The organism is Kitasatospora sp. NEAU-69, from assembly GCF_057158765.1.
In genome coordinates, this window is record NZ_JBWXUE010000024.1 from 51021 (window position 1) to 65885 (window position 14865).

Below are 14865 nucleotides of genomic sequence, written 5' to 3' on the forward strand. Positions count from 1 at the left end.
CGGCCGTCAGTCGTATCAGCAGCAGTCGGCCATAACTCCTGGCCGCCCGTCAGTCTCGCCCGGCAATCCTGGCCGTCAGTCCTGGCCGGCCGTCAGCCGAAGCGGTGCACGCTCGACGGTGTGACGACGGCGTGCACCGGCCGGTCGTGCGGCTCGGCCGGGACCCGCTCCAGCAGCTCCGACTCGTAGAGCAGCGTGGCCAGCAGCGGCTCGGCACCGGCCCGGGCGAGCCGGGCCAGCACCCGGTCGTACGAACCGCCGCCGCGCCCCAGCCGCAGGCCCCGGTGGTCCACCGCGAGGCCCGGCAGCAGCACCAGCGCCGCCTCGGTGACCGCCGCCGAGCCCAGCCTCGGCCCGGTCGGCTCCAGCAGGCCCCGCCCGGCCGGGGCCAGCCGGTCGGCTCCCTGGTAGGCGGCCCAGTCGAGGTCGTTGTCCGGCAGCAGCACCGGCAGCAGCACCGCCACCCCGCGCTCGTGCAGCAGCTCCAGCAGCGGCCGGGTGCCGGGCTCCGCGCCGATCGAGACGTACGCCGCCACCACGCCGCCCGCCGGAACCAGCGGCAGCGCCCGCTCCGCCAGCGCGTCGGCCGCCGCGCTGCGCTGTCCGGGTGACAGTGCGCGCCGCTCGTCCAGCAGGCGTGTCCTCAGCGCGGCCTTCTCGTTGTACAAGGGATGGTCGGACATCCGGCACTCCACTCCTGAGCTCTGCTGGCTTCCTGACGATGTCCCGGCCGATCCTGCCGCACCAGCCCGTCCTGACCTCACGACGTCCCAGCCGCGACATCCCGACACCCCAACCTCACGACATCCCGAGAACCGGAAGGCGGTCCGATGCCCACCCCGCTTCTGGTGCAGGCGTTGGCCCTGCTCAGCGCTTCACTGGCGGGCCTCAGCGGTCTGCTGGGCCTACGACTGCGCCGCCGGGCCAGGCGCGCCACCGACCGCGAGTGCGGGCTGCGCGAGCGGGCCGCCGAGCTGGAGCGGCGCTGCGCCGAACTGGCCCGCAGCGCGGCGCGCGACCCGGTCACCGGGGTGTGGAACCACCGCCACCTGCAGCTCACCCTCGAGCGCGAGGTCGAGCGCTGCCGCCGGCAGGCGGCCGCCGCCGAGCACGGGCAGCCGACCGGGCGCGCCGAACTCGCCGTGGTGCTGCTGGAGATCGAGGGCTTCGAGGCGATCAACGCCGCGCACGGCCGCGGCCGCGGCCAGGCCGTGCTGCGTGATCTGGCGCAGCGGCTCGGCCTGGAGGTCCGCCGCTCGGACACCCTCGGCCGGTACGGCGGCACCGAGTTCCTGGTGCTGCTGCCGGACACCGGAGCCGCCGGGGCCGCGAAGGTCGCCGAGCGCCTCTGCTGGACGGTGCGCCGCCACCGCCTGCTCGACTGGTCCAGCGACCCCTGGCCGCAGACCCGGCCGCCGGCCCTCGGCAACGGCCTCAGCGCCGCCGCCGGCATCGCCGTGCTGCCGGCCGACGGTGATCACGCGGTGCCGCTGCTGCGCGCCGCCGACCGCGCGCTGGCCGCGGCGAAGGCCGCACGCCGCGCCCAGGATCCGCAGAGCAGGCCGTACGGCAGGCAGCAGGAGCCGTCCGAAAGGCACGGTAATCTGTCCGCCTGTGCCGGTCCGGGCCCTGCCGCCCACCCCGGCGCCGCCCGTACCGTCGCTGCCGTGACTGTCGCCGACGAGGTCCGTTCATAGCCGGTTAACACCCGGTTTGCCTCGCACTCAGTCAGGGTGGTCACCGCCCTTAGTAAGGTCAACGCATGACGACGACGAACACCCGCATGCCCGTCACCAAGGCCGTGGTGCCCGCGGCCGGCCTGGGGACCCGGTTCCTGCCGGCCACGAAGGCGACGCCCAAGGAGATGCTGCCTGTCGTCGACAAGCCCGCGATCCAGTACGTGGTGGAGGAGGCCGCGGCGGCCGGCCTCTCCGACATACTGATGGTCACCGGCCGCAACAAGCGCGCTCTCGAGGACCACTTCGACCGGGCCTACGAGCTCGAGGAGCTGCTGGCCCGCAAGGGCGACGCCGACAAGCTCCGCCGGGTCCAGGAGTCGGTCTCGCTCGCGAACATGCACTACGTCCGCCAGGGCGACCCCAAGGGCCTGGGCCACGCCGTGCTGGTGGCCGAGCAGCACGTGGCCGGCCAGCCGTTCGCGGTGCTGCTCGGCGACGACCTGATCGACCCGCGCGACCCGCTGCTCTCCCGGATGATCGAGGTCCAGCAGGAGCTCGGCGGTTCGGTCGTCGCGCTGATGGAGGTCGAGCCCTCGCAGATCCACCTCTACGGCTGCGCCGCCGTCGAGGCCAACGGCTTCGGTGAGGACGTCTTCCACGTCACCGACCTGGTCGAGAAGCCGGAGCCGGCCGACGCGCCGTCGAACTACGCGGTGATCGGCCGCTACGTGCTCGACCCGGCCGTCTTCGAGGTGCTGAAGAAGACCGAGCCCGGCCGCGGCGGCGAGATCCAGCTCACCGACGCGCTGCGCACGCTCGCCACGCTCAGCCCGGAGGAGGGCGGCCAGGTGCACGGCGTGCTCTTCGACGGCCGCCGTTATGACACGGGCGACCGCGCGGACTACCTGCGCGCTATTGTCCGCCTGGCGTGCGAGCGCGAGGACCTGGGCCCGGAGTTCCGTGGCTGGCTGAAGGACTTCGTGGGCACGGAGATGCAGCAGAGCTGAGCCAGACGAAGGGCGGCGGTGGCGATGACCGACCAGCACAGCGACCAGCACGGCGAGCACGACAGCGGTCACCACGGTGGTGGCCGGACGGCGGCGGACGCGTGCGGGACGCACGCCCCCGGCGAGCGGCACTGGAGCGTCGACGAGCACCTCGCCGACGTGCTGGCCGACGTCGCCCCGCTGCCCGCGATCGAGCTGCAACTGCTGGACGCGCAGGGCTGCCGGCTGGCCGAGGACGTGCTGGCCGAAGGCGACCTGCCGCCCTTCGACAACAGCTCGATGGACGGCTACGCGGTCCGCACCGCCGATACCGCCGGGGCCACCGAGCGGTACCCCTCGGTGCTCTCGGTCGTCGGCGAGATCGCCGCGGGCGCCGGTGAGCTGCCGAAGGTCGGGCCCGGCCAGAGCGCCCGGATCATGACCGGCGCCCCGATGCCGCCCGGCGCCGAGGCGGTCGCCCCGGTCGAGTGGACCGACGGCGGCACCGGCACCGGGCAGGCCGCGATCGCGATGACCGCCGCCCGGCCCGGCGAAGAGGTGCGCGTGCTGCGCGAGGTCGCCGAGGGCGCCTACATCCGCCGCCGGGGCAGCGACATCCGGGCCGGCGAGCAGGTGCTGACCGCCGGCACCCGGCTCGGCCCGACCCAGCTCGGCCTGCTCGCGGCGATCGGCCGCGGCCTGGTCCGGGTCCGGCCGCGTCCGCGGGTGGTGGTGCTCTCCACCGGCAGCGAGCTGGTCCAGCCCGGTGAGCCGATCGGGCCCGGGCAGATCTCCGACTCCAACAGCTTCACCCTCACCGCGGCCGCCCAGGAGGCCGGCGCGATCGCCTACCGGGTCGGCGGGGTGCCCGACGACCCGGCGGTGCTGCGCGGCGTGCTGGAGGACCAGCTGGGCCGGGCGGACCTGATCGTCACCAGCGGCGGCGTCAGCGTCGGGGCGTACGACGTGGTCAAGGAGGCGCTGCAGCCGAGCGAGGGGGGCGCCGGCTTCGGCAGCGTCGACTTCCGCAAGCTGCGGATGCAGCCGGGCAAGCCGCAGGGCTTCGGGCGGATCGGTGAGAACGGCCGGGGCGTCCCGCTGCTGGCCCTGCCCGGCAACCCGGTCAGCGCGTACATCTCCTTCGAGCTCTTCGTCCGCCCGGTGATCCGCACCATGCTCGGCGCGCCGGATGTGCACCGGCCGGTGGTCCGTGCGGTCTGCACCGGGGCGCTGCGCTCGCCGGCCGGCCGGCGGCAGTTCCTGCGCGGCTGGTACAGCCCCGACAGCGGCTCGGTGGCGCCGGTCGGCGGCGAGGGTTCGCACCTGGTCGGCGCGCTGGCCCGGTCGAACTGCCTGATCACCGTCCCCGAGGACGTGGTCGAGCTGGCGGCCGGCGCGAGCGTGGACGTGGTGCTGCTCACCGAGTAGCCGGGCCGTGGCGGGGCCGTGGCCGGGCCGCCGCGCGCCGGGTGGCAGCGGTGCCGCCCGGTCGCCGCTGACTCCGTCCGGCCCAGCGACGCCCGGCCGCAGGCTGGACCGACCACGGTCCGGCCCGGTCGGAGCGGTACGGTAGCGCGGTATTCACCCCGTCCTGCTGGAGAACTGACGTGACCACACCCCCCGGCGACCGCCTGACGCACGTGGACGAGACCGGCGCGGCCCGCATGGTCGACGTCTCGGAGAAGGCCACCACGGCCCGGACCGCGGTGGCCGCCGGGCGGGTCCGGGTCTCCCCGAAGGTGGTCGAGCTGCTGCGCGGCGACGGCGTGCCCAAGGGCGACGCGCTCGCCGTGGCCCGGATCGCCGGGATCATGGGCGCCAAGAAGACCCCCGAGCTGATCCCGCTCTGCCACCCGATCGCCGTCTCGGGCGTGGCGGTGGAGCTGTCGGTGACCGACGAGGCGGTCGAGATCACCGCCACCGTGAAGACCGCCGACCGGACCGGTGTCGAGATGGAGGCGCTGACCGCCGTCGCGGTGGCCGGGCTGACCGTGATCGACATGGTCAAGGCGGTCGACAAGGGCGCCTCGATCGAGGACGTCCGGGTGGTCAGCAAGACCGGCGGCAAGAGCGGCGACTGGTTCCGCTCGGCCGAGTCGGCGCAGTCGGCCGGGGACGCCTCGTGAGGGCGCTCGCGGTCACCGTCTCCAACCGCGCCTCGGCCGGCGTCTACCAGGACAAGGGCGGCCCGCTGCTGGTCGCCGGCCTGGCCCGGATGGGTTTCACGGCGGACGGCCCGCATGTGGTGCCGGACGGCGAACCGGTGGAGGCCGCGCTGCGCGAGGCGGTCGCGGCCGGCTACGACGTGGTGCTGACCACCGGCGGCACCGGCATCTCGCCGATGGACCTCACGCCCGAGATGACCGCCCGGGTGATCGACCGCCAGATCCCCGGCATCGCCGAGGCGATCCGCGCCTACGGGCGGGAGAAGGTGCCCACCTCGGCGCTCTCCCGCGGCCTGGCCGGGCTGGCGGGGCGCACCGTGATCGTCAACCTGCCCGGCTCCACCGGTGGCGTCAAGGACGGCCTCGCGGTGCTGGAGCCGCTGCTGGCGCACGCCGTCGACCAGCTCGGCGGCGGCGACCACCCGCGACCCGCTGCGGATGGCCCCGACACGCAGGCCGCCGACACGCAGGCCGCCCCGGCGGCCGGCGCCGCCGATGCCGCCGCCCCGGACGTCGCTGACCGGAGATCGAGCTGAGCGCCGCCTGGCCGGTGGAGCTGCGCTCGGGAGAGGTGCTGCTGCGTCCGATCCGGCTCCGCGACCAGCGGGCATGGCAGGAGACGAGCCGGCGCAACCGGGACTGGCTGCGCCGCTGGGAGGCCACCGTGCCGCCCGTCCCGCCCGGCCGCATCGTCGGCCCCCGGCCGACCTACCGCCAGATGGTCCGCTACCTGCGCCGCGAGGCGTCGGCGGGACGGATGCTGCCTTTCGTGGTGGAGCACCAGGGGCGCCTGGTCGGCCAGCTGACGGTGGGGGGGATCACCTGGGGGTCGATGTGCTCGGCGAATGTCGGCTACTGGATCGACGAGACAGTGGCCGGTCGCGGCATCATGCCGACCGCCGTCGCGCTCTCGGTGGACCACTGCTTCCAGGCGCTCGGACTGCACCGGATCGAGGTCTGCATCAGGCCGGAGAACGGACCGAGCCGGCGGGTGGTGGAGAAACTCGGATTCCGCTCGGAGGGATTGCGGCCGCGCTATCTGCACATCGACGGGGACTGGCGCGACCACCTGGTCTACGCGCTGACGGCCGACGAGATCCCCGAGGGGCTGCTGCGGCGCTGGCTCGACAGGCGGGGGGCCACAGGCACCTCCGGTCAAGGCATACAAGGTAATTGAATAAGTGTTCGAAATTCATATCGATATGGCATCGCTGCCCCGGCAAGCAGTCACAAACACCGGCAAAATAGTCAGAGAATCAGCCTGGAGCGGCGACACGCCGCGTCAAATTGCTGCCCGCCCTTACCCAACACCCGTACGGTGTGAAACGTGAGCAGTAGCGGCCTCATCTACGCGGTCATCGTAGGGGCCTGGGCTGCCTATCTGGTGCCCATGTGGCTCCGCAGGCAGGACGAGCTCAACGAAGCGCGCCCGACTGAACGCTTCAGCACCGCCATCCGCCTGCTCGCCGGGCGATCGGCGCTGGAGCGGCGGGCGTCCCGGGCCCTCGGCGAGAACGACCCCAGCACCGACGAACCATCGAGCACCGTCGACGTGTCACCTGACGCCCCACCGGCCTCCGGTGCCGGCGCCGTGCCGGGCGGCGCCTCGGCGTCCGCGCCGGCGCCCGGCACGGCCACGGCCGGCGGCCCGCATTCGGCCGACCGCCGGGCCCGGGTGCTGGCCCGGCGTCGGCGGATGGTCACGGTGCTCTTCCTGGCCTTCGCGCTCGGCGCGATCGCGGCTGCGGTCGCGGGCTTCGACTTCCTCTGGCTGCCCGCGCTGCCGGCGATCCTGCTCACGCTCTACATCGGCCACCTGCGCCGCCTGGAGCGTCAGCGGTACGAGGTGAAGCTGGACCGCGTCCGGGCCGCCCAGGCCGCCCAGCGCCTGCGTGAGCGGGAGCAGGTCCGGGCCCAGGCCCGGGCGGCGGCCGAAACGGCTCCGATGCCCGTCCCGGCCGAACCGGAGGCGCCTGCGCGCCCCCGCCTGCGGGTCGCCGGCGCCCCGGAGCAGCCGGTCGCCGAGGAGCAGCCCACGGCGCCGTTCGCGGCCAGGCAGGCCCTGGTGGAGGCCACCGACCACGAGGAGTGGGTGGACGGCCTGCGTGAGCGGGCTGCGGCCGGCCCCGACTCCTGGGAGCCCGTCCCGGTCCCGCTGCCGACCTACGTGACCGCCCCGGTCGCCCCCAGGGTCACCCGCAACCTCGACCTGGGCGCCCCCGGCACCTGGAACTCCGGCCGCTCCGCCGAGGCCCACCGCACGCCCCTCTTCGACCAGTACGAGGACGCGGCCCCGCCCGCCGACTCCCGCCTGCCCCGCCCCGACGCGGACTACGGCACCCGCCCCCGCGCCGCCAACGAGTAGGGCCACCCCACCCCACCAGCGGGGGGTGGTCACGGACCCCCTCCAGAAGCTGCTATTGTTCTTCTTGTTGGGGCTGTGGCGCAGTCCGGTAGCGCACCTCGTTCGCATCGAGGGGGTCAGGGGTTCGAATCCCCTCAGCTCCACCCAACGATCACCTCCGGGTGATCACGAGATCCCGCCCGATCGTTCCGATCGGGCGGGATCTCTGCGTTTGCCGGAAAGATCCGGACGGTCTGCCCTGGCGCCGAGGCATCGGGCTCGATGCTGATCGAGTGTCACGGTGCGCGTGGTGCAGGATTTCCCGCGTGATGCCGGTGATGACAGAGTGACGTGCGTGCACGTATCCCGCCGCCTCATAGCCGTCATGATCGCCCTGCTGCCCGTCACGGTTGGCTGTTCGTCAGCAGAACACGGTGGCAAGCAGCCGGTGGCGGCACCGACTCCGGCAGGGCGCTGCCAGTCCCCGTCGCCCGCCAACGGTTCCGACATGAGTGATCCTCCCTTTCCCGACCTTCCCGCCGCCGATCAGGTGGCGGCCCTGGGCGACCCGCTGACCATCAAGGGCGAGGCCCCGGGCGAGCAGGTGACCGTGACGTTCCTGCAGGTCGTGGACCCCGCCTGTGCGGTAGCCAGTGAGTCCCGGCTCGAGTTCGGCAAGAAGTACGTGGGGCTGAAGCTCAAGGTGGTCAACTCCGGCCGGACGCAGTACTCGGATGCCCCGGCCAACTGCACCTGGGGCTGGACGGATGCCGGGCGGCGGGAGGGCTCCTACGTGTTCCCCACGATCTCCGCAGGGCCCGCCATCGCGGCGAAGGTGGAACTGGACCTCGCGCCGGGGCAGGATGCCACGGGCTACGTGGCGATGGAGATTCCGGAGAAGGCTCATCTGACCCGGATCGAGTTCACCCCGGACAGCGAGTTCGCCAGCGAGACCGGTGAGTGGAAGGTCGGCTGAGGCGATGCGGCCTGCCGCCCTGTTCGAGCCGTACGGCTGTGCCGCTGCACGGCGGCCGGGCGCTCGGTGTCGGCGCCCGGCTGTGGACCGGCTCCGGTCACAGGCCGAGTGACCTGGCGCGGAGGGCAGCGCGGTCGAGCAGTTGGTGGATGTCCGCCTGACGGGTGGTCGGGCGGTCGTTGTAGTCGTCGGGGGAGCGGGCCGGGCGTCCGGTCGCGTGCAGGACCTCCATGACCTGGACGCGGGCGGTTCGCACCGTCGCGGCGGTGCCGTAGCCCGTCGCGAGTACCGCGGCCTGTGCGCCGAGCAGGCAGACTCGGCCGGCCTCGTCCCACATGGCGCCTTGGAGCCAGCCGTGCTGGGTGACGTACCGGGAGGTCAGGCGCAGGTGCTCGGCGGCGCTGACCGGGACCGGCCGGGGTGGGCGGCGGATGAGCCGGTCCAGCAGCGTGGCCCGGGGGAGCGGGTGCTCGGCGTGCCAGGGCTGGAGCGCTCGGCCGAACGGGCAGACGTACGGGGAGACGTACGGCACGGGGGTGCGGGCCGGGGTCGGGAGCGAGGCCAGGTAGGCCTCGATCTCCGTGACGAGGCCGGAGGCGCCAGGGGGGATCGTCGGGAGGCCGGGGGTCAGTAGGGGTAAGCGCATGGCGGACCTTTCTTGCTGGTTTGTCCGTATTTATCCTCCTGTCGTTGATAGCCGAGCGCTCGGCCTGGGACTGGGAAGTCGGCAACCGGCGCGTGTCGTGTGTCGCGTGCCCCCGCCGAATGGCAGGTGGGGGGTGGCGGACCGGCTAGACCCCTGGGTGGACGGGCTATGCCCCAGGGGGGAGCAGGGCTTTCCTGCCCAGGGTTGACGCGGCTGAGGCGCTGATCACAGACGATGGAGGCAGCAAACAGGGCGCACTGCTCGACAGTGCCGAGGAACAGCACCGCCGCCGGGTGTCGTCCCGGTCTCCGATCCGCCGAGGAAGGGATGTCGTCATGCCGGTCAAGGCCAGTGCCGCGCTCGGGCTCACCGTGACCGTGCTCGGCATGGGGGCGCTCGGATTCACCATCCAGCCCGAGGTCACCGACTGGATGTCCGCACGGCACGTGCAGGAGTCCAGCTACGCCTCCGGGGCGCAGGCGAAGGCGATCACCGTCTCGGTGCCGCGCTGGCTGCCGGACGGCGCGACCAAGGTGCGGTACCAGGTGTCGACCACCACCGGTGACCGGCTGCTGCGCGCCGAACTGCCCGAGGGCACGCTGCCGGCGCACTGCATAGCCGGCGCCCCGGCCGGGCGGGCGAAGCTCACCGCGGCATGGTTCCCGGCCGGGGCGAACAGCAGGGCCACCAGTACCTGCGGGCGGTACCACGTGGTCCTCGACGGCAAGCAGCTGTACGCCTGGCAGGACGAGGCGAGCTGGACCGTGACGAAGCTGGCGGTGCGTTAGGGCCTGTTCGGCAGATCTTGCCGGGCGCGGCGCCGCAGTCGGGGCGACTGAGGTGGCCGGGGCGGCTGATCGGCTGGGCGGACCGGGCAGCCTGAGCGGGCCGAGCGGACACGGCAGGTCGAGCGGACCGGACAGGTCGGGATCAGGCAGCGCGGTCCCAGGTGCCGCTCAGGGCGAGTGCGGCGCGGAGCTCGGCGGCTGGGTCACCGGCGTGGTACCGCTGCTCGCTCGGCTCGATCCCGTCAAGGAACTCCTGGTACCGCACGGCCTGGGAGAGGTGGGAGAGCGGGGCGGCCAGCCGCAGCGCGCGGGCGGGGTCGGAGCCGGGCACCGACTCTTGCCAGGCCGCCGTCCAGGCCCCGGCGGCCTGCGACCAGCGCTCGGCGGAGACGAAGCCCCTGGGGCGCAGGCCGTCGATCGCCGGGTGGCCGTAGTGGCCGTCGGCAAAGTCCACGATGACGGTCCGGCGCCCGTCCGAGCGCCAGTTGCCGGGGTGGAAGTCCCCGTGCAGCACGGTGTCGGGCAGCCCGCAGTCCGTCAGGCGCCGGACCAGGTCCGGGAGCCGGTCCAGCAGCCGGTGGGACCGGGTGAGTTCCTCGGCCGTCAGCTCGGCGGCCGTCGGACCCGCCAGCAGCCGGCGGAGCAGGCCGGGCAGGGCCCCGGGCGAGCGGTCGGGCAGGCCGGCCGGTATCGCCGCCGGCCCACGAGCGGCGAGGGCCGCCTGCACCCGGGCCAGCCGCGGTACGGCGGCGGCGATGGTTCGGGAGGACGGGTCCCAACAGTCCTCGCCGGGGACGTGGTCGAGCAGCACCCAGCGCCTGGCCGGATCGGCGGCCAGCACGATCGGCAGGAAGGAGTCATCGGCACCGAAACCGTGGGCAACGGAGGCGTCAGCAGCGGAGCCGGGATCCATCGACGAAAGGAACTCCAGCACGGTCGCCTCGCTGACCGCGAAGTCCCGTCCGGTCTTCAGCCAGGCCGGTCCGGCCGCGGTCGGGAACCGGAACAGCCCGGCCAGGTTCCAGGTCTTCACCTGCTCCACCGGCCCGGTGGCGGGGCGCCCCGCGGCGCGCAGCGCGGACCGCGCCCAGTCCAGGGCGGTGCGGACACCGTCGGCGGTCGCATACCCGGCCCGCCGGGGGTGCGGGGCCAGCCGGGCGAGCAGCGCGTCGTCCACCGGACCCAGCGGCAGCGCCCGCCTGGGCCGGGCCAGCGCCTCGGCGTGGTAGGTCACGTGGCCACCACGGCGGGCGGCTCCACCCACGACGTCGATCAGGCGCAGCACCACGGCAGGCACCGCCAGCTCCACCGCCAGCCGGGCAGTGACCTCCTCGACGTCCGGCCAGTAGGGCCGCTGCACTGTGAACGGCCCGACCACCCCCAGCAGCTCCTCGTGATGGGAGACCACAACACTGACGAATCGCCCCGGTGCACTGTTCACCGCGGCAGTCTGCAGGCGGCCCGCACCGAGTGCGAACGGTTTTCGCCGCAGCTCTCAGGGCATTGACCCGGCGGTGCCCGCGGGTGGTCGAATGGGTGGGTCGGCAGCCGCCACCCAAGCGCCCCTGGAGGACTGATGGCTCGACAGTTACCGCCGAAGTCATCGCCGGAGTTATCGCCGGAGTCATCGCCGACGGCGGGGAGGCTGAAGGTCTCCGCCGTGGGCAAGCGGTACGGCCGTGGAGCACCCTGGGTGCTCCGGGAGGTGACGCTGGAGCCGGCGCCGGGCGCGCTGGTGCGGGTCGAGGGTGCGAACGGCAGCGGCAAGTCCACGCTGCTCAAACTGATCGCCGGGATCGAGGCGCCGAGCCGGGGCCGGGTCGAGGTCGTGGGGCGTCGGGCCTACGTCCCCGAGCGGTTCCCGCCCGCGCTGCCCTTCGACGCGCTGGGCTACCTGCGGCACCTCGGCCGGATCCACGGGTTGTCCGGCCGAGTGGCGGTGGAGCGCGCCGAGCAGTGGCTGGACCGGTTCGGGATCGCGGACCGGGCCGGCACCCCGCTCAGCCGGCTCTCCAAGGGCACCTGCCAGAAGGTGGCGGTCGCCCAGGCCCTGCTCGCCGAGGCCGAGGTCCTGCTGCTGGACGAGGCATGGACCGGGCTCGACCAGGCGGCACGCACCGTCCTGGACGAGGCGGCGGCCGAGCGCGCCGCGCAGGGCGGCACGGTGTTCTTCGTGGACCACGATCCGAACCGGCTGGCCGGCGTGGCGACCGTGGCCTACCGGATCGAGGACGGCGGCCTCGCCGAGCGCGCGCTCGTGGCCGCCGAGGCTCCGGCGGAGCTGATGGCCGTCCAGGTGGCGCTGCCCGAGGGGGAGCTGCCCGCCTGGCTGCCGGGTGCACCGTCCCGCGAGCGGCTGCCGGACGGCACCGAACTGCTGCACGTCCCCGCCCACCACAGCGACGCGCTGCTGCGCCGGCTGCTCACCGGGCAGCCGGAGGTGCGGGTGCTCGACGTCCGCCGCGTGACTGCCGCCGCCGGCTCGGGGGCTGCCGATGCCCTGCCGTCCGGGCGCGTTCGGGAGGGTCGATGATCGCCCTGATCCGCTATCAGCTCGCGCTCCTGCTCCGTTCCCAGCGCTGGCTGCCGCCCTTCCTCGCCTACGGGTTCCTGACCGTCGCCGGGATCTCCGGCGACCAGGCGATGATGGACAGCTTCGGCTACGGCGCCGCCGTCCTGGTGCCGGTCACCGCGTGGTTCGTCCGCAGCGCGCTCACCGCCGACCCGCCGCAGGCTCGGGCATGTCTGGTGGCCGCGTGCGGCGCGGCCCGGGTCCAGCTGGCCATGCTGGCGGCCGCGCTCATCGCGGGTCTGGTGCTGGCGGTCGCCGGGGTGCTCTTCGTCTGGTCGGTCAGCGGGCACACCACCAACGAGCCGCGCCATGAGGTCCCGTCCGGCGCCGCTGCGCTCGCCGGGCTGCTCGCCGCGGTCGCCTGCGTGCTGGTCGGCCTGGCGGTCGGGGCGCTGTGCAACCGCCCGGTGCTGCTGCGCGGTTCGTCCGGCATCCTCGCGACGCTGGGGCTCACGGTGGCCGTGCTGGTGGCTGCCGGTTCGCCGGCCAACGCGGCGGTCAGCGCGCTGGTGGCCGGATCCCGGCAGGTCAGGGTCGGCTATCCGGTCACCGCACTGTTCGCCGCGCTGCTGCTCGCGGCGCTGGCCGCAGCCGGTACCGCGGCCCTGGCCCGTCGCCGGGGGCAGTAGCCACAGTCGTCGCAGTAGCTGCATGCCGAAGGGCCGCCGATCGCAGATCGGCGGCCCTTCGGCATGCAGGCCGGACGGGCCCCGGTCTCGCGGCCCGTCCGGCCTGCACCCGTGGGGCGGCGGCATGGCGAGTTCACCGTCGGGATGCCATGGATCTCTTGACAGTCGAAAAAGCGATCACTAGTTTCACAATCATCGAGATTTCGACGATTGTCCCACCGACTATCGATCCTCAGGGGCTGCCATGTCCACCGTTCCCGCTGCCGCCACCCCGGGCGCGCACTCCAAAAGCCCGATACATCCCGCTGTGCCCGATCCCGCAGTGCCCGATCCTGCTGCGCCCGGGCCTGCCGCGTCGGGGCCGGCGACCGCGCCCGCTGCCCATCGCTGGTGGACGCTCGGCATCGTCTCCATCGCCACCTTCATGCTGATGCTCGACCTGACCGTGGTGAACGTGGCGCTGCCCGACCTGCGGACCGCGTTGCACGCGGACTTCTCCGCTCTCCAGTGGGTGCTCGACGCCTACGCGCTGACCCTCGCGGCGGCGCTCCTCACCGGCGGTTCGCTGGCCGACCGGCTCGGCCGCAAGCGGGTGTACACCGCCGGGTTCGCGCTCTTCACCGCGGCCTCGCTCGCCTGTGGGGCGGCGCAGGGCATCGTGGCGCTCAACATCGCGCGCGGCGTCCAGGGGGTGGGTGCGGCGGTGCTCTTCGCGGTCGGTCCGGCGCTGATCGGCCAGGACTTCCGCGGCAAGGACCGCGCGCTGGCCTTCGGCGTCTTCGGCGGGGTCTCGGGGCTGGCGATCGCGTTCGGTCCGCTGATCGGCGGCGCACTGACCGACGGGATCGGCTGGCGCTGGATCTTCCTGGTGAACGTGCCGATCGGGATCATCGCGATGGTGCTCGGCATGCTGCGGATCGGCGAGTCGCGCGATCCGGCCGCGCACCGGGTGGACTGGGCCGGCCTGGTGGTCTTCTCCGCCGCGCTGAGCCTGCTGGTCCTGGGCTTCCTGCGCGGCGAGGCGGACGGCTGGACGAGCGCGCCGATCCTCGGGATGTTCGCCGGATCCGTCCTGCTGCTGACGGCGTTCGTCCTGATCGAGCGCCGGCTCGGCGCCGCCGCGATGCTCGACCTGGGCCTGTTCCGCAACGTGACGTTCAACGGGATCTCGCTGACCACGCTGCTCGCCAACGCGGCCGGCATGTCGTCGATCTTCCTCGAGGTCTCGTACATGCAGAACGTGCTCGGCTACTCGCCGCTCGCCACCGGCCTGCGCTTCCTGCCACTGACCCTGATGCTCTTCGTGGCCGCGGCCGTCACCGGGAGCCTGACGGTCTCCGTGCCGCCGCGGCTGCTGGTCGGTACGGCGACCGCGCTGATCTCGGCCGGGCTCTTCCTCATCACGCTGGTCCACCCGGGCAGCTCCTGGACCGCCATGCTGCCGAGCCTGCTGCTCACCGGCCTCGGGATGGGGATGTTCAACCCGCCGCGCTCCTCGCTCGCGATCGGCGTCGCCGAACCGGCCAAGGCGGGCATGGCGGCCGGGATCGGCGAGACCTTCCAGCAGGTCGGCATCGCGATCGGGATCGCGGGCTTCGGCGCGCTGTTCCAGCACCGCGTGACGGACGCCTTCGCCCGGTCCACGGCGGGCGCGCAACTCGGCGCGCAGGCGCATGAGGCCGGCAAGACGGTCGCAGCCGGTGCGGGGAACGAGCTGGCGCGTTCGCTCCCGGCCACCCTGGCGGGGCCGGTCCGGGCGGCGGCGCGCGACGCCTTCGTGCACGGGCTGACGGATGTGCTGGTCGGCTGCGGGGCGGTGGCCGCGGTCGGCGCGCTGATCGGCTTCCTCTTCATCCGGACCCGCGACCTGCACGAGAGCGCGCTGGCCGGAGCGGAGCACGGCGGCCACTGAGCCGGCCCCGGCCCCGGCCCCGGCCCCGGCCGTCCGCCTTCGCCCAGAGCCCCGGCCTCGGCCCTGGCCCTCGCCCCAGGCCGGGGCCCGCAGTCGCGAACGTCTGGCTCATCGGTTCATTGAGCGTCCAAATCGCCGATGATAGGTTTTCGAAGAGTTCATGGGACT

15 protein-coding genes and 1 tRNA gene are annotated in these 14865 nt (G+C 73.6%); 13 read left to right on the forward strand and 3 right to left on the reverse strand.

The genetic code is table 11. The features are described from left to right. Positions 1-92 precede the first annotated feature (92 nt). Positions 93-683 (reverse strand): 5-formyltetrahydrofolate cyclo-ligase, encoded by a 591-nt coding sequence (locus tag AC060L_RS25905; RefSeq protein ID WP_483801322.1) that lies wholly within the window; start codon positions 681-683, stop codon positions 93-95. A gap of 147 nt (positions 684-830) precedes the next feature. Here AC060L_RS25905 and AC060L_RS25910 point away from each other — a divergent pair, with 147 nt between their 5' ends. From AC060L_RS25910 to AC060L_RS25950, 9 genes are all read left to right on the forward strand, one after another. Next, positions 831-1697, forward strand: a complete 867-nt coding sequence (locus AC060L_RS25910) for a GGDEF domain-containing protein (protein ID WP_483801323.1) — start codon at positions 831-833, stop codon at positions 1695-1697. Between the two features lie 65 nt (positions 1698-1762). Continuing rightward, positions 1763-2686 (forward strand): UTP--glucose-1-phosphate uridylyltransferase GalU, encoded by a 924-nt coding sequence (galU, locus tag AC060L_RS25915; protein WP_483801324.1) that lies wholly within the window; start codon positions 1763-1765, stop codon positions 2684-2686. Positions 2687-2710: 24 nt separating this feature from the next. Further along, entirely contained in the window at positions 2711-4093 is a 1383-nt protein-coding gene (glp, locus tag AC060L_RS25920) for a molybdotransferase-like divisome protein Glp (RefSeq protein ID WP_483801325.1), read from the forward strand. Between the two features lie 236 nt (positions 4094-4329). After that, on the forward strand, positions 4330-4791 hold the full coding sequence (gene moaC / locus AC060L_RS25925; RefSeq protein ID WP_483801387.1) for a cyclic pyranopterin monophosphate synthase MoaC: 462 nt from the start codon (positions 4330-4332) through the stop codon (positions 4789-4791). Beyond that, positions 4788-5366, forward strand: a complete 579-nt coding sequence (locus AC060L_RS25930; RefSeq protein ID WP_483801326.1) for a MogA/MoaB family molybdenum cofactor biosynthesis protein — start codon at positions 4788-4790, stop codon at positions 5364-5366. The genes moaC and AC060L_RS25930 overlap by 4 nt, the downstream gene beginning before the upstream one ends. After that, on the forward strand, positions 5363-6007 hold the full coding sequence (locus AC060L_RS25935) for a GNAT family N-acetyltransferase (protein ID WP_483801388.1): 645 nt from the start codon (positions 5363-5365) through the stop codon (positions 6005-6007). The genes AC060L_RS25930 and AC060L_RS25935 overlap by 4 nt, the downstream gene beginning before the upstream one ends. A 150-nt stretch (positions 6008-6157) precedes the next feature. Beyond that, positions 6158-7195: a divisome protein SepX/GlpR gene (gene sepX, locus AC060L_RS25940; RefSeq protein ID WP_483801327.1), complete on the forward strand. Its 1038-nt coding sequence runs from the start codon at positions 6158-6160 to the stop codon at positions 7193-7195. 69 nt (positions 7196-7264) lie between these two features. Continuing rightward, positions 7265-7338, forward strand: a tRNA-Ala gene (locus AC060L_RS25945). Between the two features lie 137 nt (positions 7339-7475). Next, positions 7476-8150 carry a DUF4352 domain-containing protein gene (locus AC060L_RS25950; protein ID WP_483801328.1) on the forward strand — a complete coding sequence of 225 codons (675 nt, stop codon included), beginning with the start codon at positions 7476-7478 and terminating at the stop codon, positions 8148-8150. A 97-nt stretch (positions 8151-8247) separates the two neighbouring features. On the opposite strand, the gene AC060L_RS25955 is transcribed toward AC060L_RS25950, so the two are convergent. Then, the gene (locus tag AC060L_RS25955) at positions 8248-8796 is read right to left on the reverse strand and encodes a DUF6197 family protein (protein WP_483801329.1); all 549 of its coding nucleotides are present in this window, start codon (positions 8794-8796) and stop codon (positions 8248-8250) included. A 335-nt stretch (positions 8797-9131) separates the two neighbouring features. On the opposite strand from AC060L_RS25955, the gene AC060L_RS25960 reads away from it, so the two are divergent. Next, entirely contained in the window at positions 9132-9584 is a 453-nt protein-coding gene (locus AC060L_RS25960; RefSeq protein ID WP_483801330.1) for a hypothetical protein, read from the forward strand. Between the two features lie 142 nt (positions 9585-9726). On the opposite strand, the gene AC060L_RS25965 is transcribed toward AC060L_RS25960, so the two are convergent. Next, positions 9727-11025, reverse strand: a complete 1299-nt coding sequence (locus AC060L_RS25965) for a phosphotransferase (protein WP_483801331.1) — start codon at positions 11023-11025, stop codon at positions 9727-9729. A gap of 204 nt (positions 11026-11229) precedes the next feature. On the opposite strand from AC060L_RS25965, the gene AC060L_RS25970 reads away from it, so the two are divergent. The 3 genes from AC060L_RS25970 to AC060L_RS25980 all read left to right on the forward strand — a co-directional run bounded on the left by AC060L_RS25970 (position 11230) and on the right by AC060L_RS25980 (position 14697). Further along, positions 11230-12117, forward strand: a complete 888-nt coding sequence (locus tag AC060L_RS25970; RefSeq protein ID WP_483801389.1) for an ABC transporter ATP-binding protein — start codon at positions 11230-11232, stop codon at positions 12115-12117. Next, positions 12114-12785, forward strand: coding sequence for an ABC transporter (locus tag AC060L_RS25975; protein WP_483801332.1), 672 nt, complete (start codon positions 12114-12116; stop codon positions 12783-12785). The genes AC060L_RS25970 and AC060L_RS25975 overlap by 4 nt, the downstream gene beginning before the upstream one ends. A 307-nt stretch (positions 12786-13092) precedes the next feature. After that, complete coding sequence (locus AC060L_RS25980) at positions 13093-14697, forward strand: MFS transporter (protein WP_483801333.1); 1605 nt, start codon at positions 13093-13095, stop codon at positions 14695-14697. The last annotated feature ends 168 nt before the right edge of the window (positions 14698-14865 follow it).